Source organism: Leifsonia poae, assembly GCF_050632195.1.
Lineage (GTDB): Bacteria > Actinomycetota > Actinomycetes > Actinomycetales > Microbacteriaceae > Leifsonia > Leifsonia poae_C.
Window position 1 is genome coordinate 105,152 of the sequence record NZ_CP192580.1, and the last position, 23,807, is coordinate 128,958.

28 protein-coding genes and 1 pseudogene are annotated in these 23,807 nt (G+C 67.4%); 14 read left to right on the forward strand and 15 right to left on the reverse strand.

Features of this window, described 5'->3' with window-relative positions; genetic code table 11:
• Nucleotides 1-11 precede the first annotated feature (11 nt).
• Nucleotides 12-557 carry a CGNR zinc finger domain-containing protein gene (locus ACQ86A_RS00540; RefSeq protein ID WP_431278704.1) on the forward strand — a complete coding sequence of 182 codons (546 nt, stop codon included), beginning with the start codon at nucleotides 12-14 and terminating at the stop codon, nucleotides 555-557.
• Here ACQ86A_RS00540 and ACQ86A_RS00545 read toward each other — a convergent pair.
• Both ACQ86A_RS00545 and ACQ86A_RS00550 read right to left on the reverse strand, forming a co-directional pair.
• Nucleotides 554-1,156, reverse strand: coding sequence for a DUF1992 domain-containing protein (locus ACQ86A_RS00545; protein ID WP_431278705.1), 603 nt, complete (start codon nucleotides 1,154-1,156; stop codon nucleotides 554-556). The two genes, ACQ86A_RS00540 and ACQ86A_RS00545, sit on opposite strands and share 4 nt — an antisense overlap.
• A gap of 68 nt (nucleotides 1,157-1,224) precedes the next feature.
• The gene (locus ACQ86A_RS00550; protein WP_431278706.1) at nucleotides 1,225-1,533 is read right to left on the reverse strand and encodes a hypothetical protein; all 309 of its coding nucleotides are present in this window, start codon (nucleotides 1,531-1,533) and stop codon (nucleotides 1,225-1,227) included.
• 82 nt (nucleotides 1,534-1,615) lie between these two features.
• Here ACQ86A_RS00550 and ACQ86A_RS00555 point away from each other — a divergent pair, with 82 nt between their 5' ends.
• Nucleotides 1,616-1,876: a hypothetical protein gene (locus ACQ86A_RS00555; RefSeq protein WP_431278707.1), complete on the forward strand. Its 261-nt coding sequence runs from the start codon at nucleotides 1,616-1,618 to the stop codon at nucleotides 1,874-1,876.
• A 38-nt stretch (nucleotides 1,877-1,914) separates the two neighbouring features.
• On the opposite strand, the gene ACQ86A_RS00560 is transcribed toward ACQ86A_RS00555, so the two are convergent.
• Nucleotides 1,915-2,685, reverse strand: coding sequence for an EAL domain-containing protein (locus ACQ86A_RS00560; protein ID WP_431278708.1), 771 nt, complete (start codon nucleotides 2,683-2,685; stop codon nucleotides 1,915-1,917).
• Nucleotides 2,686-2,858: 173 nt separating this feature from the next.
• Between ACQ86A_RS00560 and ACQ86A_RS00565 the strand changes: the two genes are divergently transcribed.
• The 5 genes from ACQ86A_RS00565 to glgX all read left to right on the forward strand — a co-directional run bounded on the left by ACQ86A_RS00565 (nucleotide 2,859) and on the right by glgX (nucleotide 11,358).
• Nucleotides 2,859-3,677: an alpha/beta fold hydrolase gene (locus ACQ86A_RS00565; RefSeq protein ID WP_431278709.1), complete on the forward strand. Its 819-nt coding sequence runs from the start codon at nucleotides 2,859-2,861 to the stop codon at nucleotides 3,675-3,677.
• A complete protein-coding gene (locus ACQ86A_RS00570) occupies nucleotides 3,674-5,047 on the forward strand; it encodes a diguanylate cyclase (RefSeq protein ID WP_431278710.1) in 1,374 nt (457 codons plus the stop codon). Before ACQ86A_RS00565 ends, ACQ86A_RS00570 begins: the two co-directional genes overlap by 4 nt.
• Nucleotides 5,048-5,134: 87 nt before the next feature.
• A complete protein-coding gene (gene treY, locus ACQ86A_RS00575) occupies nucleotides 5,135-7,423 on the forward strand; it encodes a malto-oligosyltrehalose synthase (RefSeq protein WP_431278711.1) in 2,289 nt (762 codons plus the stop codon).
• Complete coding sequence (gene treZ / locus ACQ86A_RS00580; protein WP_431278712.1) at nucleotides 7,420-9,147, forward strand: malto-oligosyltrehalose trehalohydrolase; 1,728 nt, start codon at nucleotides 7,420-7,422, stop codon at nucleotides 9,145-9,147. The genes treY and treZ overlap by 4 nt, the downstream gene beginning before the upstream one ends.
• A gap of 168 nt (nucleotides 9,148-9,315) precedes the next feature.
• Nucleotides 9,316-11,358, forward strand: coding sequence for a glycogen debranching protein GlgX (glgX, locus tag ACQ86A_RS00585; RefSeq protein WP_431278713.1), 2,043 nt, complete (start codon nucleotides 9,316-9,318; stop codon nucleotides 11,356-11,358).
• 6 nt (nucleotides 11,359-11,364) lie between these two features.
• On the opposite strand, the gene ACQ86A_RS00590 is transcribed toward glgX, so the two are convergent.
• The 3 genes from ACQ86A_RS00590 to ACQ86A_RS00600 form a co-directional block, all read right to left on the reverse strand.
• Nucleotides 11,365-11,820, reverse strand: coding sequence for a hypothetical protein (locus ACQ86A_RS00590; RefSeq protein WP_431278714.1), 456 nt, complete (start codon nucleotides 11,818-11,820; stop codon nucleotides 11,365-11,367).
• A 69-nt stretch (nucleotides 11,821-11,889) separates the two neighbouring features.
• Nucleotides 11,890-12,213 carry a hypothetical protein gene (locus ACQ86A_RS00595; protein ID WP_431278715.1) on the reverse strand — a complete coding sequence of 108 codons (324 nt, stop codon included), beginning with the start codon at nucleotides 12,211-12,213 and terminating at the stop codon, nucleotides 11,890-11,892.
• Between the two features lie 9 nt (nucleotides 12,214-12,222).
• A complete protein-coding gene (locus ACQ86A_RS00600) occupies nucleotides 12,223-12,402 on the reverse strand; it encodes an SDR family NAD(P)-dependent oxidoreductase (protein WP_431278716.1) in 180 nt (59 codons plus the stop codon).
• A gap of 54 nt (nucleotides 12,403-12,456) precedes the next feature.
• Between ACQ86A_RS00600 and ACQ86A_RS00605 the strand changes: the two are divergent.
• Nucleotides 12,457-13,484, forward strand: a pseudogene (locus tag ACQ86A_RS00605) (PHP domain-containing protein).
• 90 nt (nucleotides 13,485-13,574) lie between these two features.
• Here the strand turns inward: ACQ86A_RS00605 and ACQ86A_RS00610 are convergent.
• Nucleotides 13,575-13,748 carry a CsbD family protein gene (locus ACQ86A_RS00610; RefSeq protein WP_431278717.1) on the reverse strand — a complete coding sequence of 58 codons (174 nt, stop codon included), beginning with the start codon at nucleotides 13,746-13,748 and terminating at the stop codon, nucleotides 13,575-13,577.
• 189 nt (nucleotides 13,749-13,937) lie between these two features.
• On the opposite strand from ACQ86A_RS00610, the gene ACQ86A_RS00615 reads away from it, so the two are divergent.
• On the forward strand, nucleotides 13,938-14,327 hold the full coding sequence (locus ACQ86A_RS00615) for a nuclear transport factor 2 family protein (RefSeq protein ID WP_431278718.1): 390 nt from the start codon (nucleotides 13,938-13,940) through the stop codon (nucleotides 14,325-14,327).
• Here ACQ86A_RS00615 and ACQ86A_RS00620 read toward each other — a convergent pair.
• A complete protein-coding gene (locus tag ACQ86A_RS00620) occupies nucleotides 14,312-15,241 on the reverse strand; it encodes an aldo/keto reductase (protein ID WP_431278719.1) in 930 nt (309 codons plus the stop codon). The two genes, ACQ86A_RS00615 and ACQ86A_RS00620, sit on opposite strands and share 16 nt — an antisense overlap.
• A 51-nt stretch (nucleotides 15,242-15,292) precedes the next feature.
• Between ACQ86A_RS00620 and ACQ86A_RS00625 the strand changes: the two genes are divergently transcribed.
• Complete coding sequence (locus ACQ86A_RS00625; protein ID WP_431278720.1) at nucleotides 15,293-15,820, forward strand: hypothetical protein; 528 nt, start codon at nucleotides 15,293-15,295, stop codon at nucleotides 15,818-15,820.
• Here ACQ86A_RS00625 and ACQ86A_RS00630 read toward each other — a convergent pair.
• Nucleotides 15,817-16,092, reverse strand: coding sequence for a hypothetical protein (locus ACQ86A_RS00630; RefSeq protein ID WP_431278721.1), 276 nt, complete (start codon nucleotides 16,090-16,092; stop codon nucleotides 15,817-15,819). The two genes, ACQ86A_RS00625 and ACQ86A_RS00630, sit on opposite strands and share 4 nt — an antisense overlap.
• 150 nt (nucleotides 16,093-16,242) lie before the next feature.
• Between ACQ86A_RS00630 and ACQ86A_RS00635 the strand changes: the two genes are divergently transcribed.
• The gene (locus ACQ86A_RS00635) at nucleotides 16,243-16,905 is read left to right on the forward strand and encodes a TOPRIM nucleotidyl transferase/hydrolase domain-containing protein (RefSeq protein ID WP_431278722.1); all 663 of its coding nucleotides are present in this window, start codon (nucleotides 16,243-16,245) and stop codon (nucleotides 16,903-16,905) included.
• Nucleotides 16,906-16,933: 28 nt separating this feature from the next.
• On the opposite strand, the gene ACQ86A_RS00640 is transcribed toward ACQ86A_RS00635, so the two are convergent.
• Nucleotides 16,934-17,251: a hypothetical protein gene (locus ACQ86A_RS00640; RefSeq protein ID WP_431278723.1), complete on the reverse strand. Its 318-nt coding sequence runs from the start codon at nucleotides 17,249-17,251 to the stop codon at nucleotides 16,934-16,936.
• 155 nt (nucleotides 17,252-17,406) lie between these two features.
• On the opposite strand from ACQ86A_RS00640, the gene ACQ86A_RS00645 reads away from it, so the two are divergent.
• Nucleotides 17,407-17,940 (forward strand): tetratricopeptide repeat protein, encoded by a 534-nt coding sequence (locus ACQ86A_RS00645; protein ID WP_431278724.1) that lies wholly within the window; start codon nucleotides 17,407-17,409, stop codon nucleotides 17,938-17,940.
• Nucleotides 17,941-17,973: 33 nt separating this feature from the next.
• Here the strand turns inward: ACQ86A_RS00645 and ACQ86A_RS00650 are convergent, their stop codons facing one another.
• Complete coding sequence (locus ACQ86A_RS00650) at nucleotides 17,974-18,897, reverse strand: AEC family transporter (protein ID WP_431278725.1); 924 nt, start codon at nucleotides 18,895-18,897, stop codon at nucleotides 17,974-17,976.
• A gap of 73 nt (nucleotides 18,898-18,970) precedes the next feature.
• Complete coding sequence (locus ACQ86A_RS00655) at nucleotides 18,971-19,441, reverse strand: MarR family winged helix-turn-helix transcriptional regulator (RefSeq protein ID WP_431278726.1); 471 nt, start codon at nucleotides 19,439-19,441, stop codon at nucleotides 18,971-18,973.
• Between the two features lie 62 nt (nucleotides 19,442-19,503).
• On the opposite strand from ACQ86A_RS00655, the gene ACQ86A_RS00660 reads away from it, so the two are divergent.
• Nucleotides 19,504-19,872, forward strand: a complete 369-nt coding sequence (locus ACQ86A_RS00660) for a VOC family protein (RefSeq protein ID WP_431278727.1) — start codon at nucleotides 19,504-19,506, stop codon at nucleotides 19,870-19,872.
• Between the two features lie 34 nt (nucleotides 19,873-19,906).
• Here ACQ86A_RS00660 and ACQ86A_RS00665 read toward each other — a convergent pair whose 3' ends face one another.
• On the reverse strand, nucleotides 19,907-20,287 hold the full coding sequence (locus tag ACQ86A_RS00665; protein WP_431278728.1) for a hypothetical protein: 381 nt from the start codon (nucleotides 20,285-20,287) through the stop codon (nucleotides 19,907-19,909).
• A gap of 62 nt (nucleotides 20,288-20,349) precedes the next feature.
• Nucleotides 20,350-21,132 (reverse strand): putative protein N(5)-glutamine methyltransferase, encoded by a 783-nt coding sequence (locus ACQ86A_RS00670; RefSeq protein WP_431278729.1) that lies wholly within the window; start codon nucleotides 21,130-21,132, stop codon nucleotides 20,350-20,352.
• Between the two features lie 83 nt (nucleotides 21,133-21,215).
• Here ACQ86A_RS00670 and ACQ86A_RS00675 point away from each other — a divergent pair, with 83 nt between their 5' ends.
• Nucleotides 21,216-23,210, forward strand: coding sequence for an MSCRAMM family protein (locus ACQ86A_RS00675; protein WP_431278730.1), 1,995 nt, complete (start codon nucleotides 21,216-21,218; stop codon nucleotides 23,208-23,210).
• Here ACQ86A_RS00675 and ACQ86A_RS00680 read toward each other — a convergent pair.
• Nucleotides 23,154-23,771, reverse strand: coding sequence for a flavodoxin family protein (locus ACQ86A_RS00680; protein ID WP_431278731.1), 618 nt, complete (start codon nucleotides 23,769-23,771; stop codon nucleotides 23,154-23,156). The genes ACQ86A_RS00675 and ACQ86A_RS00680 overlap by 57 nt on opposite strands.
• Nucleotides 23,772-23,807 lie beyond the last annotated feature (36 nt).

Consider the following 23,807-nt stretch of genomic DNA (forward strand, 5'->3'; position numbering starts at 1 on the left):
AAGGAGTCAACTTGCATTTTGCCCCTGACACCGAGGATGCACTGGAGTTCGCCGTCGCCCTCGGGAACACCGTGCCCAGCGCGTCCCGAAGCGGCGAGGACGAGCTCGCCACCACGGAGCAGCTGGCCGCGATGATCACCGACCTGCGCTACTCGGGACGCGTCGACCACGACGAAGCAGAACTGCGCGAAGTGCACGCCACACGCGAGCAAGTGCGCCGGGTCTGGTCGATGAACCGAGACGACGCCGCCGTCGAGGTGAACGCAATGCTGCGTGCCGCGAACGCCCTCCCCTACCTGCTGCGTCATGACGGCTTCGACTGGCACCTGCACGCGACGGCTCAGGATGCTCCGCTCGCCGAACGCATCCGGGTCGAGATCTCGATGGCGCTGGTCGACGTCATCCGCGCCTCCGAGATGGGACGGCTGCGCGTCTGCGCGGCCGACGACTGCACCGGACTGCTGCTCGACCTCTCCCGCAACGGGTCGAAGCGCTTCTGCAGCGTGCGCTGCGGCAACCGGATGAACATGATCGCGTTCCGCGCCCGCAACAGCTAACGGCGGCGTTTTGCACGGCGGCGTTCGCGCCAGGTCAAGGTCGCCTCGTGCTCGACCGCGCGGCGGCGCTCCTCCTCGCGAGCGCGCTGGCGTTCGTCGCGACGCTCGCGCCACTTCACGATCTCGGCCTCGATATCGCGGGTGGGGGTGACGACGGGCGGCCCACCCTGCAACTGCCGTCTCGCGTTGATGACGCGTGCGTTGAAGTCCTCCAGCAGTTCGCGCACGCGCTGCTCGGTGCCCATCGCATCCAGCCGGCCGTCGAGTTCGGCGTTCTCGGTGCGCAGCGTGAGGGCGGGCGGCCCGAGGCCGGTCAGCCGTTCGCGCTCGATCTTGCGCCGGATCCACCAGTCGGGGTCGTTCGGCCGCCCGAGGTCGAGCGGCTTGCCCGCCCCGGGCAGGTTGTCGAAATCGCCACGACGGATCGCCTGCTGGATGGTGAGCTCGACGTACTGGCTGCGCGCCTCCATCGTGCTCTGACCGGCGTTGTCAGTCTCAGGCTCCTCGGGCGGGGCCTCACCCTGCTCCTCGGTCAGCTTGTCGACGAGGTAGCGGGCGGCATTCACCTTCGAGTCGCTCTGCTCCCTGCGCCCAGCCATGCTTCAAGCCTAAATTCCGAACTCCGGCCTGTCGAGAATCCGGAACCCGTGGCCGAAACGGCAGGGGCTCAGGAACCGGCCGTGGCTTCGGATTCGTCCGTCAGCACCAGGCCCGCAGCGCGGCTGGCGGAGACGATCATCGACTCGATCCAGTCGCGGTTGATCGAGATCGCCCGCGAACCGCTGTAGTAGAAGTGGATCGGCACGCCGTTGTCGATCCAGATCGCGTGGCGGCCGCTGCCGCGCTCGACGGGAACAGCCCAGGAGAGGAAGAAGTTCTCGCCGCGGCGCAGCTTGGTGCTGATCGCGATCTGGAGGTGAGTCAGCACGCGATCGTCGAGTTCGAAGTTCTCACCGTCGTAAGAGAGAGTGCCCACATCAGCCTTTCGGGTGCCGTTCGGGTGACGGCCTTGATGCAGGATACCTGCAGGTCGCCGGGTACCGGGGTACGTTTGTCCCATGATCGTCAACCGACTCACCGTGGATGGCAAAGACTACTTCCTCCCGGATCCCGTGACAGAGTTGCGCGAGAAGATCCTCGAGGCCGTGAAATCCGGTGGCGGCTACGTCAACATCCCGCCGCTGCGAGGCGGCCCGGGCATCGACATCCTGTTCTCGCCAGGGATGCCCGTGACGTGGACGCAGATCGACGTCGGTGGCGAGAACGAGACAACCGCGGCCCCCGCCGCCCCCGACTTCGACGGGCTCGACAGCCTCTGAAGCGGGATGCGCGGGCGCGTACTACGCGCCAGGCGCAGTCAGCGCTTCATCGCGTCGCGCATCCATCGCTCGAAGTCGTCTTCGGAGACGGGTGCGGCGATCAGATAGCCCTGCGCGCGGTCGCACCCCAGGTCGCGGAGCCTGGCCAGCTGTTCGGGGGTCTCGACCCCCTCTCCGACGGTTCGCATTCCGAGCTCGTGGGCGAACACGATCGCTGCCTCGACCTCGCGCTCCGCTTCTTCGGCTTCGACCAGGCTGCGGTCGAGTTTCAGTTCGGTGGCGTGCAGATCGACCGCCCTGTCGGCAGACGAGTGCCCGATGCCGAAGTCGTCGATCGAGATGACGATCCCGAGCTCGCGGAGAGCGTCCAAGCGTTGCGCGACGGTCACGGGATCGTCGATCGCGGTCGCTTCGGTGACCTCGAGCGTGAGGCGGTGCGGGTCGAGACCCGATTCGTCGATCTCCGCACGTAGACCTTCGTAGAACTCCGGAGTTGCGAGTTGCGATGGCGCGACGTTCACGGCGACGTCGAGTGATGTTCCCCGCTTCTGCCAGACGGCGCCGAACTGACAGCAGGCACGCACCATCACGCGCCCCAGCTGGTGGATGGCGTCGGTCATCTCGGCGAGCGGAATGAACACCGCGGGAGGGATCTGGCCGAACTCAGGATGCCGCCAGCGGCTCAGAAACTCGACGCCCACCACGCGGCCGGTGGCGACTGCGATCTGGGGTTGCACGACCGGCACGATCTCGTGGCGGCGAATGGCGTGCAGCAGATCAGCGGCGAGTCGCTCGGCTGCGGGAGTCATGAAGCCGAGACTGCTCGACAATCGGGCCGGGGTCAACGGGGCTTGACCCTTTCCGTTCTGGGTGTATACACCCGTTCGACTCGCCTTCTCTATCCCTCCCGCCGAATCTTCGGACGCGAGATAATTGATCGTCCCGGCCCCGGGCGCCGCCCGAATTCCGTCTAGGAGCCACCATGAGTCTTGCCCCTCTCGACAAGGTCGATGTTCTGCGCCGCAACAACGTGCGCGTTCTCGGCGACCCCGATGCGCGGCCCGTGGTGTTCGCCCACGGCTTCGGCTGCAGCCAGGAGATGTGGCGCAAGGTCGTGCCCCAGCTCGCATCCGACTTTCGCATCGTGCTGTTCGACCATGTCGGCTCGGGCGACTCGGACCTGGCCTCCTATGACGCCGGAAAGTACGACTCCCTGCACGGGTATGCGGCCGACGTCATCGAGATCTTCGAGGAGCTCGGTCTCGAGGATGCGGTCTTCGTCGGTCACTCGGTCAGCTCGATGATCGGGGTGCTTGCGGCTACGCGACGACCCGACCTGTTCGGCGCGCTCATCCTCGTCGGCCCGTCCCCCCGGTACCTCGACGACGGCGAATACAGCGGCGGCTTCCAGCAGTCGGACATCGACGGCCTGCTCGACGCGCTCGACGCCAACTACCTCGGCTGGTCGGAGGCCATGGCCCCCCAGATCATGGGCAACCCCGAGGTGCCCGAGCTCGGCGACGAGCTCACCGCGAGCTTCTGCCGCACCGACCCCGTCGTCGCCAGCCAGTTCGCGCGGGTCACGTTCCTCTCCGACAACCGCCGCGACCTCGACAAGGTGATGACTCCGACCCTGGTGGTGCAGTGCAGCGACGACATCATCGCTCCCGACCAGGTGGGACGCTACGTGCACGAGCACATCGACGGCAGCGACTTCGTGCAGTTGAAGGCGGTGGGGCACTGCCCCAACCTGTCGGCGCCGGATGAACTGGCTGCGGCGATCCTCGACTACCTGCGATGAGCCCAGACCACGAGAGGCTCTACGAAGAAGCGCCCTGCGGGCTCGTCTCGACGACGCCCGACGGACGGGTCAGCGCCGTCAACCGCACCTTCGTCGCCTGGACCGGCTTCTCTCGCGATGAGCTGATCGGCAGGCTGTTCGTGAACCTCCTCGACCCGGGGAGTCGCATCTTCTACGAGACGCGCTTTCTGCCGACCCTCGAACTGAACGGCGAGATCCAGGAGGTCGCACTCACACTCCTCCGGGCCGATGGGGAGACGCTGGCCGCTTTGGTCAACTCGACCGCAGTCCTGGACGACAAGGGCGGGGCCGCCGGGATGGATTTCGCCGTCTTCGATTCGAGGCGCCGCCAGGACTACGAGCGGCAGTTGCTCGCGGCTCGGCGCGCCGCCGAAGCATCCGAGGCGCACACCCGGTCGCTGCAAGCGGCTTCGTCGGCGTTCATCGCGTGCGACTCCGCCGACGAGCTCGCTCAGGCGTTGGCCGAGAGCGTCAAGGGCGCCTTCTCAGCGACCGAGGTGGCGGTGCATCTGATGACCGACGGCCGGCTCCAGTTCGCCGGCGGCTCGCAACCGTTCGATGCTCAGGATGTGCTGGGTCGCGTCCGGCTGCGCGACACCCTCGTGCGCATCCTGGCCTCAGACCCGCTCACCCCCGAGCCCGTGGTCGCGGCCCTCGACGTATCCCAGACCGAGGAGCTCACGCTCATCCCGCTGCTCGAGGGTGATCGGGTGATCGGTACGGTGACCTGCTTCTACGGCAGAGCCCGTGAACTCGAGCCAGCGGCTGCAGAGCTGCATTACGCGCTCGCGCGACAGGGCTCTCAGGCGCTCCGTCGCATCCAGTTGCAGAACGAACTCGAGGCCATCGCGCTCTACGACCCGCTGACGGGGTTGGCCAACCGGGCGTTGCTGCGCACACGACTGAATTCCGCACTCGGCGAGGCCGCCACTCAGCGGGAGCCGATCTCGCTGCTCTTCGTCGACCTCGACGGCTTCAAGGAGATCAACGACGTGTTCGATCACAGTGCGGGAGACTCGGTGCTCCGCGAGATCGCGCGTCGTTTGGGCGAATCGGTACGTCAACACGATCTCGTCGGCCGGTTCGGCGGCGACGAGTTCCTGGTCGTGTGCGAGAGCACCGACGAGACGGCCGCGGTCGCGGTGGCCGAGCGCATCCGGGAGACCATCAAGGAGCCGATGCCCGGCGTCGGCGACGGGCTCGTCGTCACGGCGAGCATCGGGGTTGCCGTGTATCTCCCCGAGCACACGGTCGCCCTCACCCCGATCGAGGTGTTCCGCATCGCCGATGCGGCGATGTACCAGGCGAAGGACGCGGGCAAAGACAGGGTGACGGTGGCCGCGGTCTGACCTGGATGCTCGCTCGGAACGCGCCGCTGAGCGGATTGACAGTGTCAACCCCTCGCGTTCGAGGCCGCGCTCTCATAGGTTCATCACGTGCCCGCCAGTACTTACCGCTTGCAGATCTCGGCAGACTTCACGTTGCAGGATGCTGCGCGCATCCTTCCGTACCTCCGGCGACTCGGTGTCGACTGGGCCTACCTCTCGCCCCTGCTCGAGGCCGAACCCGGCTCGGCGCACGGCTATGACGTGATCGACCACTCCCGCATCGACCCCGCACGCGGCGGCTCCGACGGGCTCGCCGAGCTGGCCGACACCGCGCACGGCCTCGGAATGGGCGTGCTCGTCGATATCGTGCCCAACCACGTCGGCGTCGCTACACCGAAGGTCAACGCCTGGTGGTGGGATGTGCTCGCGCGCGGAATCGAATCCCGCTTCGAGGGCTTCTTCGACATCGACTGGCCTGCCGGAGCGGGTCGCGTGCTGCTCCCGGTGCTCGGCGACTCAGCGGACGAGCTGGATGCCCTGCGCATCGAAGACGGCGAGCTGCGCTACTACGACCACCACTTCCCGATCGCCGATGGAACCGGCGAAGGCACACCTCGCGAGGTGCACGAACGCCAGCATTACGAGCTCGTCTCGTGGCGTCGGGCTGACCACGATCTCAACTACCGCCGCTTCTTCGCGGTGAACAGCCTCGCCGCGATCCGCGTGGAACGCCGCCGGGTCTTCGACGCCTCCCACGTCGAAATCGGTCGCTGGATGAGTCAGGGTCTCGTCGATGGCCTACGGGTCGACCATCCCGACGGGTTGAAGGACCCGGGCGCGTACTTGATCCGATTGAAGGCGCTCGTGGGCGATCGGCCTGTCTGGGTCGAGAAGATCCTCGAAGGCGACGAGCAGATGCCGGGCGAGTGGCCGATCGCCGGGACCACTGGCTACGACGCGCTCGCGGTACTCGACCGCGTGTTCGTCGATCCCGACGGCGAGGAACCTCTGACCTCCTTCGCGCACGAGCTGTCCGCCGACAACGACGACTGGGGTGCCCTGGTGCGGGGGCGCAAGCGGGCGGTTGCCGACGGCATCCTGAACTCCGAGATCCGCCGGCTGGAACGCGAGCTCGATATCGAGGGATCGGGGGATGCCCTGGCCGAGCTGGCCGCTGCGATGCCCGTCTACCGCAGTTACCTGCCGTTCGGGCGCGCGTACCTCGACGAGGCCGCCGCGGCCGCGCTCGAACAGCGCCCCGACCTCGCCGGGACTTTGGAGGCCGTGGTCGAGCGACTTGCCGACGCGTCGCATCCGGCCGCCCAACGGTTTCAGCAGACCTCGGGAATGATCATGGCAAAGGGCGTCGAAGACAACGCCTTCTACCGCTACACCCGGCTGACGAGCCTGACCGAGGTGGGCGCCGACCCCAGCGAGTTCGCCGTGACGCCGCAACGTTTCCACGAGGTTCAGGATGCGCGGCTGCGCCGGTCGCCGGAGAGCATGACCACGCTCACCACGCACGACACCAAGCGGAGCGAGGACACGCGCGCCCGCATCTCGGTTCTGGCCGAGATTCCCGAGCGGTGGGCCGAGTTCGTCCGCGGGATGCGAGAAACGGCATCCCTCGGAGATGGATCCCTGGAGAACCTGGTGTGGCAGGCCGTCGTCGGCGCTTGGCCTGCATCCCGAGACCGGCTCACGGAGTACGTGCTCAAGGCGGCCCGCGAGGCGGGAACGTCGACGTCGTGGACGGACGGCGACGAGGACTTCGAGCGGCGCCTGACCGAGCTCGCGGCGCGCGTCTTCGACGACTCCGACCTGCACGGCCGAGTCGAGGCGATGGTTCACGAGGTCGAGGCGCCGGGCTGGTCGAACGGTCTCGGCGCCAAGCTGCTCCAGCTGCTGTCACCCGGAACGCCCGACGTGTATCAGGGAACCGAGTTCTGGGATCGCTCGCTCGTCGATCCCGACAACCGTCGTCGCGTCGACTTCGCTGCGGCAGAGGCAGTGCTGGGGCGGATCGACGACGGCTGGCAGCCCGAACTGGATGCGTCAGGCGCCGCGAAGATGCTCCTCGTGTCGCGCGCGCTGCGGCTTCGGCGGGATCGGCCCGAACTCTTCACCGGCTACACCCCGATCACCGCGACCGGGACGCAGGCCGAGCATCTCATCGGCTTCGACCGCGGCGGGGCTGTCGCCCTTGCGACACGGCTTCCGCTGGGCTTGACGGATGCGGGCGGCTGGGGAGACACCGTGGTCGACCTCGGCGAGCGCGAGAACGGGAGCGACAACGGGATGCGCGACGAACTGACCGGCCGGGAATTCGAAAGTGGACCCATCCCGGTCGCCGACGTGTTCGAGGTCTACCCGGCGGCGCTGCTGGTGGCGCGATGAACCGCCGGTTTCCGGTCTGGGCGCCGCGCGCATCCCGAGTCGCCCTTGTCATCTCCGACCGGCGCACCGGACGCGAGGAGATCGAACTGTCGCGCGGGGACGGCGGCTGGTGGGCGCTCGACGCCGCACTCGACGCGACGACCCCGATCGACTACGGGTTTCTCGTGGACGGCGAGGGACCGTATCCCGACCCCCGTTCGCTGCGACAGCCCCGCGGCGTGCACGAACTGAGCCGAGAATACGACCCGTCCGTCTTCGAGTGGACGGACCACGCGTGGACCGGACGCGACGTGACCGGCGCGGTCGTCTACGAACTGCACATCGGCACCTTCACGCCCGAAGGAACGCTCGACTCCGCGATCGAACGGCTCGATTACCTCGTCGACCTCGGCGTAGATGCGGTGGAGCCGCTCCCTGTCAACGCGTTCAACGGCGAGCACGGCTGGGGTTACGACGGTGTGCTCTGGTTCGCCGTGCACGAGGCATACGGCGGTCCGGCCGCCTACCAGCGGTTTGTCGACGCTTGCCACTCTCGCGGTCTCGCCGTGGTTCAGGATGTGGTCTACAACCACCTAGGACCGAGCGGCAACTACCTGCCGAAGTACGGCCCGTACCTGAGCGAGCTCGCTGCCGGGCCCTGGGGCGACGCGCTGAACCTCGACGGACCCGGGTCGGACGAGGTGCGACGCCTCATCATCGACAACGCCCTGTTCTGGCTGCACGACATGCATGTCGACGGTCTCCGGCTGGATGCGGTGCATGCGCTCCACGACAGCCGAGCGCTGCACATCCTCGAGGAACTCGCCGAGAGCGTCGACACGTTGAGCCACGCGCTCGGGCGACCCCTCACGCTGATCGCGGAGAGCGACCTCAACGATCCGAAGCTCTTCCGATCCCGCGAGTCGCACGGCTACGGGCTGGCCGGTCAGTGGGACGACGACGTTCACCATGCCGTGCACGTCAACGTGACCGGCGAGACCACCGGATACTACGAGGACTTCGAGGGCGTCGCCTCGCTCGTGAAGGTCTTCGAGCACGGCTGGTTCCACGACGGCAGCTGGTCGAGCTTCCGGGAACGCCACCACGGCCGCCCGCTCGACCCTGGCACCGCGCTGCGACGGCTCGTCGCTTTCACGCAAGACCACGATCAGATCGGCAATCGCGCCACCGGCGACCGGATGTCAGCGCTCGTCGGCAACGGCTCCTTGGCTGCGGCGGCCGCGATCATCCTGCTCGGACCCTTCACGCCGATGCTCTTCATGGGCGAGGAGTGGGGTGCGACCACCCCGTGGCAGTTCTTCACCTCGCACCCCGAGAAGGAGTTGGGGGAGGCGACCGCGCGCGGGCGCATCGCCGAATTCGCGAGGATGGGCTGGGACCCGGATGTCGTGCCCGACCCGCAGGATCCCACCACGTTCGAGCGCTCCCACCTCGACTGGGCCGAACCGGAGCGACCGGGCAATGCGCGCATCCTCGCCTTCTACAAGGAGTTGATCGCGCTGCGCCGGAGCATCGATCCGGACGCGAAAGTGACCGACGTGGCCGGGGATGCACCGGGCCAGGTCTTCACCTTCAGCCGCGGCGGTCTGCGCGTCATCGCGGCGTTCGGCGAGGGTGAGCGCACTGTCACGGTCACCGGCGAGATCGTGCTGGCGTTCGGCTCCGCGACCGTCGCCGATAGCTCGCTACGGCTCGTCGGGCCGGGTGTCGCCATCCTCCGCTGAGGCGCTAGCGGCGCATCCTGAAGCCGTGGCTAGCGGACCGGCGAACCGCTGTCAACCGCTAGAGAGCGGCCGACCCACTGGATACGCTGAGGAATAGGTCGGGGTTAGCACCAGGGGAAATCAGAGGGGAACGGCAGTGAGAACCGGACAAATCTGGGGCACGCTGCCGTGCTGAGCGAGTCGGATTCTTCGCAACCGTACCCGCTCGGCATCTCCCTGGTCGCTGGCGGCGCGAACGTGGCGATCTACACAGAGCGCGCTGACCGGGTGTTCGTATGTGTCTTCGCCGACGACGGAACCGAGACGCGAACCGAGCTCACCAATCGAACCGGTCATGTCTTCCACGGGCTCGTCGAAGACATGGTTCCCGGCACGCGCTACGGTCTGCGCGTCGACGGCCCGTGGGATCCCGAGGCCGGCCTTCGTTTCAACGTGAACAAGGTGCTGCTCGACCCGCACGCGACGGCGATCAGCGGCGAGTACGACTGGGGCCAGGCCGTCTTCGGGCACGATCTCGACGATCCGGATGCGCTCGACGACACCGATGGCGCCGGTCACGTCATGCTCGGCGTGGTCACCGATCCGCACTCGTTCGACTGGGGAGACGACAGGGCGCCCCGCACTCGCCTCTCCGAAACCGTGGTCTACGAGACGCACGTCAAGGGCTTCACGAAGCTGATGCCGGAGGTGCCGGAGGAGCTGCGCGGCACGTATGCCGGCCTCGCGCATCCCGCAGCCATCGACTACCTCACCTCCCTCGGCGTCACCGCGGTCGAGCTCATGCCCGTTCACCAGTTCGCTCAGGATGCGCACCTCGACGACAAGGGACTGCGCAACTACTGGGGGTACAACACCCTCGGGTTCTTCGCGCCGCACAACGAGTATTCCGCCTCCGGCGACGGGGGCTCGCAGGTCGACGAGTTCAAGAGACTCGTCAAGGCCCTGCACGCGGCCGGAATCGAGGTCATCCTCGATGTGGTCTACAACCACACCGCCGAGGGCAACGACCGCGGGCCCACGTTCAGCCTCAAGGGGATCGACAACGAGTCGTACTACCGACTCGTCGAGGACGACCTCGCTCACTACTTCGACACGACGGGCACCGGCAACAGCGTCAACGTGAGCCACCCCGCCGCGCTCGGCCTCATCATGGACTCGCTGCGGTACTGGGTCACCGAGATGCACGTCGACGGCTTCCGGTTCGACCTCGCGACGACTCTGACGCGACAGGGCGGGGATGCGAGCATCCACAGCGCGTTCCTCACCCTGATCCAGCAGGACCCGACTCTCGGCCCGATCAAGATGATCGCCGAGCCGTGGGACACCGCCGGCTACCAGGTGGGCGGATTCCCTGCCGACTGGTCGGAGTGGAACGGCAAGTTCCGCGACGACGTACGCGACTTCTGGCGCGGCACCGAGGGGATGCTCGGCACGGTCTCGCAGCGCATCCTGGGCAGCCCCGACGTCTACGAGGAGTCGCGGCGAGCGCCGCTGTCGAGCGTCAACTTCGTCACCGCTCACGACGGTTTCACTCTCGCCGACCTGACGAGCTACGACGAGAAGCACAACGAGGCGAACGGCGAAGACAACGCAGACGGCGAATCCGACAACCGGTCGAGCAACAACGGCACGGAGGGTCCGACCGACGACCCCGAGATCAACGCGCGGCGCATGCGTCAGCGCAAGAACTTTCTCGCGACCGTGCTGCTCTCGGCCGGCGTGCCGATGATCCTCGGCGGCGACGAGATCGGGCGAACCCAGCAGGGCAACAACAACGCCTACGCGCAGGACAACGAGATCTCCTGGTTCGACTGGGCGCACGCCGACGAGGAGCTGCACGCCTTCACGCAGAACCTGATCCGGCTGCGCCTCGCTGAACCCGCTCTGCGCCCCGACTGGTACCGGCACTCACCGGAGGTCGGCGGCCCGAGCACGGTGCGCATCCTGAGGGCCGACGGCCAGGAGTTCGCCGACGACGACTGGGACGACCCCGACGCGAAAGCAATCGTGTTCGTGCTGATGTTCGAGGGGTCTGACGCGTTCGCGTTCCTCCTGAACGCGGCTGACAACGGCGTCGACTTCGAGCTTCCGGATGCGCCGAACTCCGCATGGACCCTCGAACTGTCGAGCGACCCCGAACTCGAGATCGTCGACCCCACCATGCTCACGCTCGCGCCCCCGTCGTTCGCCCTCCTGCGCTCGAGCCAGTAGCGAGGGTCATCCGTCGGTTGGGCGAAGAACTAAAACAGTTAGTCCTTCCGCAGGGACAGAGCACTCGTAGTCCTCGTTGAGACCAAACTTGGCCGATCCGGGGCTCTTCGACAATACGGTGGCGCTCGTCTCATGAGGGCCATAAAGGTATGTATGCACCCCACCGCTGGCGCTGGTCTCCTGAGTATTCTCCTTGAAGCCAGCCCGCTTCAGTCGACTGACCAGCTCCGGCAAATGATCCGAACCCGTAACCCCGATGGTCCGCGTGTACCTGACAGTGCTCCCGAGCCCGTCGGGGGCGTACACGCCATCGCATTCGATCCGCCCCAGGGATTTCAGATCGAGCTTCTTCACCGTTGCTGAAATTGTCGACACCTGTACAGGATCGGGTTGTGTGCACCCCGTCAACCCCACTGCAAGGAACAGGACAAGTCCCACTCCGGAAATCTTCGACGCCCCCATGGCGTGAACGCTATCAACTGGCCGCACAAAGCGTACGGCCCAGCCAGTCACCTAATCGGGGCGGCGGGTCTACGACTGGTGGCCGACGGCGGGTTCGCCGACGAACTGGTGAGCTTCCGAGGCGAGTTCCGGCCAGTCCTCCGCATCGTCGATGCTGACCCAGCGGCCCTTGGCCTCGACGACGGGATGAGAGCTGGACGCCGCAACACCGCGTTCGATGAGGTCGTCGGCGCGGCCGGGCGACAGGTCGACCACGAGGTCGCCGTCGTTCAGGAAGGCGAAGAGCTTGCCGTGCACGTGGAGACCCTGTTCGGTGAGGGCCACATCGTCGTCGGGGTCTTCGAGGAGTTGGGTGGCGAGGATGTCGAAGGACACTGCGGGATTGTCGGTCACCAGCGCATCCTACGCCCGGGTGGTGTCGCTTCGGGGCGAGATCCCCACGGCAGCACTGCGCGTCCGTGCGTCGTCGCGACCCGTGATGCCCACACGCGCACCGAGTCTGCTCACACCCAGGGCGGTGGCTCGGCCCAGCCCGGCCGTGCCACCGGTGACCAAGACCGTCTGACCGGTCATGTCGTCCATGATGCTTCAAGTGTGCACCCGTTCGACGGCGGAGGGGAGGGGCATGATGGGCTCATGAACCCTGTCGACGCGCTCAACGAGATCTCCTTCTGGCTGGAGCGGGAGTTGGCTCCGACGTTCAAGGTGCAGGCGTTCCGCCGGGCGGCCGCGACCATCGGCGAACTCGCCCCCGACGAACTCGCCGAGCGGGCTCGGGATGGGCGGCTCAAGCGCACCAAGGGCATCGGCGACCGCACGTACACCGTGATCACCCAAGCTCTGGCGGGCGAGGTGCCCGACTACTTGGCGGACCTGCGGGAGCGCGGAGCGCATCCCTCGCCGAGGGCGGTGAAGCACTGCTGGCGAAACTGCGCGGCGACCTGCACAGCCACACCGACTGGTCGGACGGCGGAACGTCCATCGAGCTCATGGCGCAGGCGGCGCGGGCCCTCGGCCGCGAGTACCAGGCCATCACCGATCACTCGCCGAATCTGAAGGTCGCCAACGGGCTGAGCCCGGAGCGGTTGACCGAGCAGCTCGGGATCATCGACGGCCTCGACGCCGGCACCGACGGCGGCGGCCCCCAGCTGCTCACAGGAATCGAGGTGGACATCCTCGAAGACGGCACGCTGGATCAGACGCCGGAGCTGCTGGCGCGACTGGATGTGGTGGTCGCCAGCGTGCACTCGAAGCTGCGGTCCGATCGCGCGACCATGACCCGGCGGATGCTCGGCGGCATCCGAGACCCCCACACGAACGTTCTCGGACACGTCACCGGGCGGCTGGTGCAGGGAGGCCGCGGCACGCGCCCGCCCTCGGAGTTCGACGCCGAGCGGGTCTTCGCCGCGTGCGCAGAGAACGACGTGGCCGTCGAGATCAACTCGCGGCCGGAGCGCCAGGATCCGCCCGACGACCTCATCCAGCTCGCCATCGACGCAGGATGCCTGTTCAGCATCGACACCGACGCGCACGCGCCTGGACAGCTCGACTTTCTGCAGTACGGCGCCGCTCGAGCCGTGGCGTGCGGGGTTCCGGATGATCGAATCGTGACCACCTGGCCACTCGCGCGCCTGACGGAGTGGCTGCGCAAGACGAAGGGGTGAGACCCCATCCGCGGAGTCCCACCCCTTGATCCGAAGGCTTCAAGCGTCAGGACTCAAAGCCTTCGAGTCGTAAGTGTCAGTGCTTGAACGTCAGTGCTTGAACGCGTCCTTCACGTTTTCGCCGGCCTGCTTGACGTCGGACTTGGCCTGGTCAGCCTTGCCCTCGGCGACCTTCTCGTCGTCGCCGGTCATCTTGCCGACGCCCTCCTTGACCTTGCCCTTGAGGTCTTCGGCGGCGTTCTCCATCTTGTCTGATGCACCCATGGCGCCATCCTCCCTTTCACCGTGCTCACCGTTGCCGGTGCGTTGCCGGTGTGACAACATCCCGAAACTACGCCCGACAAAAAGTCCGTTCTACCGGGTTGCCGAACGCCCGAAATCGGTCTAGCCCATGGGCGGCGTACCATCTCCGGGTAGATCAGCTATGACGATCTCAACGGCGATGGAGGGCAGATGAGCCGCGAACAGGACCTGCAGATGTTGCTCGCACTCGAGCGGGAGGGCTGGGACACGCTGTGCGTCGGAACCGGCGCCGCCTTCTACGAGTCGATCATGACCGAGGATGCCGTGATGATCGTCGCCGGGGGCGCCGTGCTCGACCGGCAGACGGTGCTCGACGCGCTCAAGAGCGCACCGACCTGGGATACCTTCACCATCGAGAACCCCGCCTTGGTGCGGGTGGCTCCGGATGCGGCCGCGATCGTCTACCGCGCCCGCGCGCAGCGGAACGGTGATCCCGAGTTCGTCGCGACGATGGCGAGCGTTTACCGCCACGACGACTCGGGATGGCGTCTCGCGCTCTACCAGCAGACGCCCGAGACCCCTGACTACGGGAGGGTGTAGCCAGCTGCGGTGAACAGCCGGTACCACTCCTCGCGGGTGAGCGGGAGGTCGGAGCCGAGGGACGACTCGCGCACGCGCTCGACCTTGGTAGTACCCAGCACGACCTGCATGTTGGCCGGGTGACGCGTGATCCACGCGACCGCGATGGCGGAGGTCGGCACGCTGTATGCGGCGGCCAGCTCGTCGATCACATCGTTGAGCTCGGGATACGCCTCGCGGTCGCCGAGGAACGGGCCGTCGAAGAAGCCCTTCTGGAACGGCGACCACGCCTGCAGGGTGATGTCGTGCAGGCGGCTGTAGTCGAGGATCCCGTTGTCCCGATCGATGGACTGATCGAGTCCCGCCATGTTCGCGGCGACGCCGTGGGCGATGAGCGGCGCGTGAGTGATGCTGAGCTGCACCTGGTTGACCACCAGCGGCTGCTTCACGGACTTCTTGAGCAGTTCGACCTGACCGGGCGTGTGGTTGGAGACGCCGAAGTTGCGCACTTTGCCTGCGTTCTGGAGGGTGTCGAACGCGTCGGCGACCTCGTCGGGCTCGACCAGCGCATCCGGGCGGTGCAGCAGGAGGAGGTCGAGGTAGTCGAGCTGCAGCGCGGCCAACGACTCGTTGACGGAACTCAGGATGTGCTCCTTCGAGAAGTCCCAGAACCCGTCGCGGAGTCCGACCTTCGACTGCACGACGACCTGCTCGCGCTCGGCCGGCGAGAAGGTGATCGCATCGCCGAACCGGCGCTCGCAGCCGTGGGTCTCGTCGCCGTAGACGTCGGCGTGGTCGAAGAAGTTGACGCCCGCCTCACGGGCGCCACCGACGAGTTCTCGGATCTCGTCGTCGCTGAGGGGACTGATTCTCATCAGGCCGAGGATGACGTTGGACACTTCGAGGTCGGTGTTCGTGAGCTTCATCGTCTTCATCCCTCTATCCTCGCCCACAGCGGCGTCCGGATGCGCGGGTATTCTCGCTTCGTGGACGATTCGAGCGACGATCGAGCGGTCGCGGGCATCCGGGATGCACTCGATGCGGCCGTGCGGCGACTCGATGCCGCAGGTGCCCGCGACGAAGCGCTAGCCGTGTTCGTGCCACGACACCGCAAGATGCTTATCACGCGCGAGGCGGTGCTGCAGCCGACCGGACGCGTGTGGCGGCTCGGCGTGCTGCTGCTCGACCGCGACGCGAACCTCTACGCGACCGGCTCGATCACCCGCGCAACCGAACCGGGGCGACCTGCCTACCAATCACTCTCGGCCGAGACGCGGCGGGCTTATCGAGCGGCGGCTCAACGCGGCCACTTCGAGCACGGTGAGACCGTGAACTACGACGCCGAGCCCATCGCTCAGGATGCGGTGAGCCTGCGCGAGTCGACCGGCCCGCTCATCCTGCGCGACGGACGGGTTCTGGTGAAGTGGAGCCCGTCGGCCGAGGGGACCGTGGACTTCGAGGCGTATCTGCCCGAGCGGGTCGGCCTCCTGACCGACCCGCCGCAGGGCGCCTAGCTGGCGGAGGCCGCCCCCGTGGACGGCGACTTCTTGCCGGTGACGTCGTCGAGCTTGTCGCTCGCCTTATCGAGGACCTCGCTGACGCGATCGCCGGCCTCCGCGGCCGCCTTGCCGGCCAGATCCTTCACGTCGTTGGCGACCTGCCGCACCGGAGGCGACTGGGTGAAGTCGTTGACCTGTTTGCGAATCCTGTCGTAGGCCTGGCGGCCGGCCTTGGAACCGAGCACGTAGCCGACGGCGACGCCGGTCACGAAGATGGCGAGCTTCATGTGTCCTCCTCGAACGATGGATGCGGCCCGCTGCTGCTCACGCGGCGACGGACGGCGAAAGGTTGGGCTGGCACGGACGCTACGCGTGATTCGCGGGCCGCAACAGGGCCTCCCGGGTCGAGCCGGGCATCCGGTGCCAGAATGGTCTGCGTGACGGAGACGTCAGGAACCCGGACCGGGGAGCAGCAGGGCGAGGCGCTGCTCCGCTTCGAACGAGCGGTGAGATTCTGGCTCAACGGCTCGGTCGCAGCTTCGACGGCTGCCGCAGACGCTCAACGTCTCAGGGAGGCGGGTGTCGTGAGCACGGCCGTGCTTGTCGAGGGCGACAGCGACCGCGCGGCACTGCTGGCTCTGGCCGAATCCTACGGCCGCGATCTCGGGGACGCCGGTGTCGCGGTTCTCCCGATGGGCGGCGCGATGAGCATCCGTCGCTACGTCGAAGCGCTCGGCGCTCACGGATTCGAGCTCGAGCTGCACGGGCTCTGCGACCAGGGCGAGGTGCGGTTCTTCGAGCGCGCAGGGATGAGCGCTACGGCCTTTGAGGTCTGCGAGCCCGACCTGGAAGGCGAACTGATCCGCGCCCTCGGACAGGATGCGGTCGAAGACGTGCTGGAACAGCAAGGCGATCTGCGGCTGTTTCGCACGTTCCAGCGGCAGCCGGCGCAGCGGGACCGTACCGTCGAGCAGCAGGTGCATCGGTTCCTCGGCACGACGTCGGGACGCAAGGAGCAGTACGGGCGGGAGCTCGCACTCCGGGCTGCCGCGGATGCGGTGGCTCCGGGGCCGCTCAGGCGGCTGCTCGCCGCGGTGTGACGGGCTGGGTCCGACTCCGCCGCTCGGGCTAGTCGCTTGCGGCCTCCTCGGCGGCTTCACCGTGCTTCACGATGTCGCCGTCTTTGAAGAGGATGCCCCGCGCGGTCTCGCGCCACTGCGGCTTCGCCCGCAGCAGGAACTCGAGCTCCATGCTGAAGTGCTTGTACTCCTCGGCGAGGGAGTCGCGCATGATCGCCTCCGCTGCCGCATCCTTCTCGACGGCGATGCGCTGCTCGTACCAGCCGATCGCCTCGGCCTCCTCGGACAGGCTGGCGCACATCCGGGCGAACGTGCGGGTCTCCTCGCTCAGCTCGCTCGGCGGCTCGTGGTACTGGTCGGTGGCCATGGGATGCTCCTCTCATCGATCTGCGGTCGTCGACGGTGACGGCGGTGACGGCGGTGACGGCGGCGACGGCGGTGTCGGCCTTGCCGCGTCACCGACCGGAACTGTACGCCCCCGGGTAACGTTGGCGTTTCCGGTCTCCGACGAAAGGAACCATCGTGACGGCGTCAGAAGACGGGCTCGTGAGCCCCGAACTCGAGCAGCGGCTCCGCGACATCTTCGAGAGCCGCGACCGCGACAACATGGGGCCGACGATCGAGGCGTTCCTGCGGGTGCTCGCCGAGCATCCTGACAGCGCGGTCGTGCTGTACGACGTCGGCGGGTCTTATGACACCGCGGGCGAGGAGGAGACGGCGCTCGGGTACTACGAAAGAGCCTTGGACGCAGGTCTCAGCGGAGACACCCTGCGCCGCTGTCTGCTTCAGTACGGAAGCACCCTGCGCAATCTCGGCCGCTACGAGGATTCGCTCGCGGCCCTCGACCGAGCCCTCGAGCTCTACCCGCGCTCGGAGTCGGTGCGGATGTGGCACGCGCTGTCGCTGCACGCCGCAGGCCGCAGCGATGCCGCCGTCGGCGCGCTGATGGAGCTGGCCGTCGACGAGATCCGCACCGAGGACCTCCTCCGCTACGAGGCCGCCGTGCGCGGCAACGCCGCCTACCTCCGCTCCCTCGACGAGGCCCGCGCCCGCTAGCTCGCGCCGTTTTGTCGTTGAGTGGTCCAGCGGTCAGGGTGCGAGGAGGGCGGCGATCAGGAGGAGCGCGGGGATCGCGAGCAGGGTCGTCAGGAGCACCGTGTCGCGCGCGACCGGGACGCCGCGTTCGTAGCGCGAAGCGAAGTTGTACACGTTCTGCGCCGTCGGGAGTGCCGAGAGGGCGACCGCCGCGAAGAGCGCTTGGCCGTGCAGGCCGAAAGCGAGGGTCGCGACGAGGTACGCGACAACCGGCATCACAGCCGATTTGAGCAGGGATGCCGTCAGGATCTCTGCACGCCCCTCATCCGCACGGAGCGGCCGTGAACCGCGCAGCGACATCCCGAACGCCATCAGCACGAGCGGAACAGCTGCGCCGCCGAGCAGCACGAACGGCTGGAACACCGCATCCGGAAGCTGGATGCCGCTCACATCGACGAGGATGCCGAGCAGGGACGCGATGATCATCGGGTTCCGGATGGGCTGGGTCAGGATCGAGCGCACCGACACCGAGCCGCGCGAGCTCACGTCGAGAACCGTCAGCGCGATCGGCGCGAACACGATGAGCTGCAGGAGAAGAACCGGCGCGACATAGGATGCGCTGCCCAGCACGTAGACCGCCACGGGCAGACCGATGTTGTTGGCGTTCACGTACCCCGAGCCCAGCGCCCCGATGGTGGTCTCGGCCACAGGACGGCGAAAGAACAGCCGGGAGAGCAGCACGAAGATCCCGGCCGCGGCGAGCGCCGCGATGGCCCCGACGAGGAGCTGGGTCGAGAAGACGACGTGCAGGTCGGCCTTGGCGAGCGTCACGAACAGCAGCGCCGGGTTGGTGATGAAGAACGCGATGCGGTTCAGGACGAACGGAGCGTGCGGGCCGCCGATGCCGAAACGCGCCGCGAGATAGCCGACGAAGATGACGAATGCGATGATCGCGAATCCGACCACCACTCCGCCCATCCCCTCAGCCTAGGGCGGAGAGAGAGCGGCCACGGCAACTTGCCACGCGCCGGCTCGCGCATATCGCCGCCGTTCACACACCGCCGGTGTCGTCGCGCAGGGAGTGGATCATGCTCTTCAGCACCCGGAAGGCGTCGGACTGCTGGTCCTCGCTCATGCCGCCCAGCATCCTCGCCTCGACGGAGCGGACCGCGACGGTCGCTTTCTCGAGGCTGCGGCGTCCGTGCGGCGTGAGCTTCGTGGGAAGGACCTTCCCCACGGGTGCCTCCGTCGGCCGGGTCACAGAACCCTCGCGCTCGAGAGCTTGCAGAAGCACGTTCATCGACTGCCGCGTCACGAACGTCCCGCGCGCGAGCTCGGAGTTCGACAGACCCGGACGCTGCGCGAGCAGTTCCAGGCAGGCGTAATGGGTCACGCTCATCCCGAGCGGCCGGAGCACGGCCTCCATGGCAGCACGAAGCGCACTCGACGCCTCCTTCAGCAGATAGCCGAGGGATGTCTCGAGGTCGACCCCCTCACCGTCACCGACTCTGTGTTGACTCATGTCAGTATTCTGACATAGATTGTTTCGTGTCAGAAAACTGACACGAAGCGAAAGAGCACACCATGCCCGTCACCGGACCCGACTTCATCTCGATCCAAGTTCACGACCTCGATGCCTCCCAGGCGTTCTACGAGCATTACCTCGGCCTCGTCCGCTCGCAGGCGGGCCCTCCTCACGCCGTCGTCTTCGAGACGACGCCGATCGCGTTCGCCCTGCGGGACATCGTTCCCGGAACGGATCTCGCATCCGTCGCCCAGCCCGGCATCGGTGCAGCGATCTGGCTCCACGCGACCGAGGTTCAGGCCATCCACGACGCACTCGTGGCCGACGGTCACACGATCGTCTCGGCTCCCATCGACGGCCCATTCGGCCGCACTTTCACCTTCGCCGACCCCGACGGCTACCAGATCACCCTGCACGACCGCGCCTGAGGCACGACCGCACCTGAGGCACGACCGCGCCTTGCTAGCCGACCTGACGTGACGAGGTCAGGATGCCCGCGTCGTGCAGCGCCGCGCCGAGCGCATTGGCGGTCGCCTTGAAGGCGGAGTCGGCCTTGGACGCACCGATCGCCCCGCCGGTCACGACGGAGGATGCGGTGATCCGGCTGAGCCGCGCGACGATCTTCCCGTCCAGCTCCATGATCTCGACCCGGAACGTCATCGCGAGCTGCCGACCCGCGAGCCCGCCGAACAGCACAGTCATCGGAACGCTTCCGCGCTTGGCGACGAACCCGCCCGCGGAGGTCGTCTCCACGGCGAAACCCTGATCGGCGAGCGACTTGCCCACGACGGCCCGCGCATCGTCTGCCGTGCTGGAGAGGAAGAATTCGTGGGCGGAGGCCATGCGCTGCTGTCCTTTCGGAACGTCGGGTGAGTGCGCGACGAGCCTACCGTCAGCGTGGGTCCCTACCGCTCGGACCTCACTGCGATGACCACCGTCGCGTCGTACTCGTCGGACGTCTCGATCCGCGCCTGCAACCCGGCCGCTTCGAAGAGAGCGGCGGAGACAGGTGCCTGCCGACGGCTCGACTCGATCAGCAGGGAACCGCCCGGGGCGAGCCACTCGATCGCGCCTGCCGCCACGCGACGGTGCACGTCCAGCCCGTCCTCGCCACCGTCGAGAGCCACAGCGGGCTCGTAGAGCCGGGCTTCCGGCGGCATCATCGCGATCGACTCGGTGGGCACATACGGCGCATTGACCGCGAGAATGTCCACCCGGCCACGCAGCTCGGTGGGCAGCGCGTCATAGAGGTCGCCTTCGTAAACGCGACCACCAGAAGGCTCAAGATTGGCGCGGGCGCAGCGCACCGCGGCGGGCTCCACGTCGGCGGCGTACACCTGCATGCCCTCGCCGAGCCGGGATGCGATGGCCGCGCCGATGGCGCCCGCGCCGCAGCAGAGGTCGAGCACCACCGCATCCGGAGCCGCCAGGGAGACGGCACGCTCGACCAGGAACCCGGTGCGCCGGCGCGGCACGAAGACGCCGGGGGCGACAACGACGCGCAGGCCGCAGAACTCGGCCCACCCGAGAAGGGGTTCGAGCGGATATCCCTCGACTCGCAGCGCCACGATTCGCTCGAGCTCGTCGGGTGACGCGGCCGCCTCGGTCAACAGCCGCGCCTCGTCTTCGGCGAACACGCAACCGGCGGCGCGCAGGCGCGCGACGAGTGTCGGGTCAGGTGAGGTCACGAGGCCTCACGGTACTGCGCAACGCAATATGTAGCCAAGCGAGGTATTCCCCTTTCGGGGGGTACAGCGCTAGCCTGTCGCTCATGCGTACCCGATCGCGCCTGGTTCTTCCCGCCCTTCTCGCCGCGATCGTAGCGCCGCTCATCCTCTCGAACTCCGCCTCGGCAGCCACCACGTCACTCTGGGCCGGCTGGACCCCGTCGAGCGGGATCCCCACGACCGTGACGGTCGCGAATCAGCCACTGCTGTCGGCGGCGATCACCACCGACTCGCGCGCGGGTCAGGTCGGCGTGATCTCGGGAACGTCCGTCTGGCTGCCTCAAGGCTCGCCAGTCGGAGCGAAGTACGGGTCGAGCATCAACCAGCCTTACCTGAACCTGCGACCCAAGGCGGACAACGCGAGTTCGCCGTCGACAACCACGTACTCGTTCAACTCGCCGACTCCACCCTCGGGATGGACGTTCGTCCTCGGCGACATCGACTCCGACCGGGTGCAGGTGCAGGCCACCGGACCCGACGGCGTCCCCCTGACCGCGGCGCAGCTCGGATTCCGGGGCGGCTTCAACTACTGCGCCCCGGGCGTCGTAGGCAAACCGTCGTGCACCGGATCGGCCACGGACGTTCCGACCTGGAATCCTGCGACCTCGACGCTCACCGGCAACGCGACCGCCACGGACACGTCCGGCGCATCCGGATGGTTCGAACCTTCGGCGCCGATCACGTCGCTCACGTTCGTCTTCACGCAGCGAGCCGGTCTGCCGGTCTACCAGACGTGGTTCGCATCCCTCGCGCGCGACATCACCGGAACGGTCTCGGATCTGGTCGGCGGCCCGCTCGACGGCGTCGCCCTCACGCTCACCGACCGCAACAGACGGGTCATCGGCACGACGACGACTGCGGGCGGAGGCCTGTACTCGTTCCCCGGCTTCCTAGCGACAGACGGCTACACCGTCTCCATCACGCCACCTCCCGGCAAGATCGCCGACGACGCCTCCAGCAAACCCGCTGACCTCACGACCACGGATGCTGTGGTCGACTTCGCGGTGCGCGACATCGTTCCCGTCGCCGTCAGCGGAACGGTCCGGGATGCGACGGGCAACCCCATCCCGAACGTCACGATCGACATCCCCGGAACCGGAACGGTGACAACCGGGCCCGACGGGACGTACCTGTTCGACGAGGTCGGCGTCGGACCGCACACTGTAACCGTTCCGACCGCACCGACCGGATACACCGTGACCACGCCGCCTCAGCCGATCACGGTGCCGACGGGCGTCGAGACCCCGATTACGAACATCGACTTCGTGCTCACGGCCAACCCGAACATCACCGGAATGGTCACGGCGGCGGGCAGCGGAGTCGCGGGCGTGACGGTCACGGCCACTCCCACGGGAGGCGGCGCACCGATCAGCACCGTGACCGCGGCTGACGGCAGTTACACGTTTGCGCTGATCCCGCCAGGCGGGTACACGGTCGACGTCACACCGCCGAGCGAGTACGTCGTCTCCGGCCCCGCCTCGCATCCCGTGACCGTGGCGACGACGGATGTGCCGAACATCGACTTCGCGCTGGTCAAGACCGGCAGTGTCTCCGGTCTCGTCGCCGACGCCGCGGGCACGCCGATCCCTGGCGTGACCTTGACCGTGACCGGGTCGGGCGCCCCGTCCACCGTGACGACGGATGCCGCCGGCGACTACAGTCTCGGACCCCTCTCGCCCGGCACATACACGGTCACTCTGACGGTTCCGACCGGGTACACGGCCTCGGGCGCCCTCACGAGAACCGTCACCATCAGCGCTGCCGGCGAGGCGATCGTCGATCAGGACTTCGTCGTCGTCGCGGATCCCGTCGTTCCACCGACGCCACCCGCTGGGACGGGCACCGCTGACGGCGCCGGATCGCCCGCATCCGGCACCGGTGGAGACCCGCTGGCGAAGACCGGCTCGAGCCTCGACGCGACTCCCGGGCTCTGGATCGCCGCACTCGCGCTCGTCTCGGGAGGCGCGGCCGTCACCGCGGGATCAGTACGGAGTCGCCGCAAGCAGTCGCGCCAGGTGAGCCGCGTTCTTCGCGACTGACCTGTTCGTACTCGCGACCTGCTCCGGTGTCTCGTCGAGGTCCTTGTAGTCGACGCTGCCCATGGCCTCGCCGTTCCAGTACGTCGCTCCCTGCGACGGGATGCTGAAGCCCACGTCGTTCAGCCCCTGGAAGACGTCCGCGATGATCGCGTGCGCCCCGTCCTCGTTGCCGACGACGCCGACGATCGCCACCTTGCCTTCGACGAGCGGCCGGCCGTTCGCATCCGTCTCCGACAGCTCGGCGTCGATGCGCTCGAGCGCACGCTGGGCGATGCTCGAGAGATGGCCCATCCAGGTGGGGGTGACCAGCACGAGAATGTCCGAAGCGATGATCTGCTCCCGGATGCGCGGCCACTCGTCTCCGTCGCCCTCATCCAATTCGACGCCGGGCTTGATGTCGAAGTCGACGAGCCGCACGGCGGTTCCCGTGACGTCGTTCACCGCAAGTTCGTCGAGGATCTGTTTCGCCAGCAACTGGCTGCTCGATTCTGCCGGCGAAGCCTTCAGCGTGCAGACCAGCGCGAGCGCGCTGAGAGGTCGGACGGGTGTCGTGTCTGTCATGGCGGGGAGTGAACGCCCTAGCGAGCCGGAACGCAA

Bases quoted from the DNA above. Each gene is read 5' to 3' on its own strand.
- ACQ86A_RS00675 (WP_431278730.1), top strand. From the start codon at position 21,216: ATGCGTACCCGATCGCGCCTGGTTCTTCCCGCCCTTCTCGCCGCGATC.
- ACQ86A_RS00620 (WP_431278719.1), bottom strand. From the start codon at position 15,241: ATGAAGACGATGAAGCTCACGAACACCGACCTCGAAGTGTCCAACGTC.
- ACQ86A_RS00565 (WP_431278709.1), top strand. From the start codon at position 2,859: ATGAGTCTTGCCCCTCTCGACAAGGTCGATGTTCTGCGCCGCAACAAC.
- ACQ86A_RS00650 (WP_431278725.1), bottom strand. From the start codon at position 18,897: ATGGGCGGAGTGGTGGTCGGATTCGCGATCATCGCATTCGTCATCTTC.
- ACQ86A_RS00660 (WP_431278727.1), top strand. From the start codon at position 19,504: ATGCCCGTCACCGGACCCGACTTCATCTCGATCCAAGTTCACGACCTC.
- treZ (WP_431278712.1), top strand. From the start codon at position 7,420: ATGAACCGCCGGTTTCCGGTCTGGGCGCCGCGCGCATCCCGAGTCGCC.
- ACQ86A_RS00590 (WP_431278714.1), bottom strand. From the start codon at position 11,820: ATGGGGGCGTCGAAGATTTCCGGAGTGGGACTTGTCCTGTTCCTTGCA.
- ACQ86A_RS00560 (WP_431278708.1), bottom strand. From the start codon at position 2,685: ATGACTCCCGCAGCCGAGCGACTCGCCGCTGATCTGCTGCACGCCATT.
- ACQ86A_RS00630 (WP_431278721.1), bottom strand. From the start codon at position 16,092: ATGAAGCTCGCCATCTTCGTGACCGGCGTCGCCGTCGGCTACGTGCTC.
- ACQ86A_RS00615 (WP_431278718.1), top strand. From the start codon at position 13,938: ATGAGCCGCGAACAGGACCTGCAGATGTTGCTCGCACTCGAGCGGGAG.
- ACQ86A_RS00570 (WP_431278710.1), top strand. From the start codon at position 3,674: ATGAGCCCAGACCACGAGAGGCTCTACGAAGAAGCGCCCTGCGGGCTC.
- ACQ86A_RS00680 (WP_431278731.1), bottom strand. From the start codon at position 23,771: ATGACAGACACGACACCCGTCCGACCTCTCAGCGCGCTCGCGCTGGTC.
- ACQ86A_RS00545 (WP_431278705.1), bottom strand. From the start codon at position 1,156: ATGGCTGGGCGCAGGGAGCAGAGCGACTCGAAGGTGAATGCCGCCCGC.
- ACQ86A_RS00655 (WP_431278726.1), bottom strand. From the start codon at position 19,441: ATGAGTCAACACAGAGTCGGTGACGGTGAGGGGGTCGACCTCGAGACA.
- ACQ86A_RS00665 (WP_431278728.1), bottom strand. From the start codon at position 20,287: ATGGCCTCCGCCCACGAATTCTTCCTCTCCAGCACGGCAGACGATGCG.
- ACQ86A_RS00600 (WP_431278716.1), bottom strand. From the start codon at position 12,402: ATGGACGACATGACCGGTCAGACGGTCTTGGTCACCGGTGGCACGGCC.
- ACQ86A_RS00555 (WP_431278707.1), top strand. From the start codon at position 1,616: ATGATCGTCAACCGACTCACCGTGGATGGCAAAGACTACTTCCTCCCG.
- ACQ86A_RS00640 (WP_431278723.1), bottom strand. From the start codon at position 17,251: ATGGCCACCGACCAGTACCACGAGCCGCCGAGCGAGCTGAGCGAGGAG.
- ACQ86A_RS00610 (WP_431278717.1), bottom strand. From the start codon at position 13,748: ATGGGTGCATCAGACAAGATGGAGAACGCCGCCGAAGACCTCAAGGGC.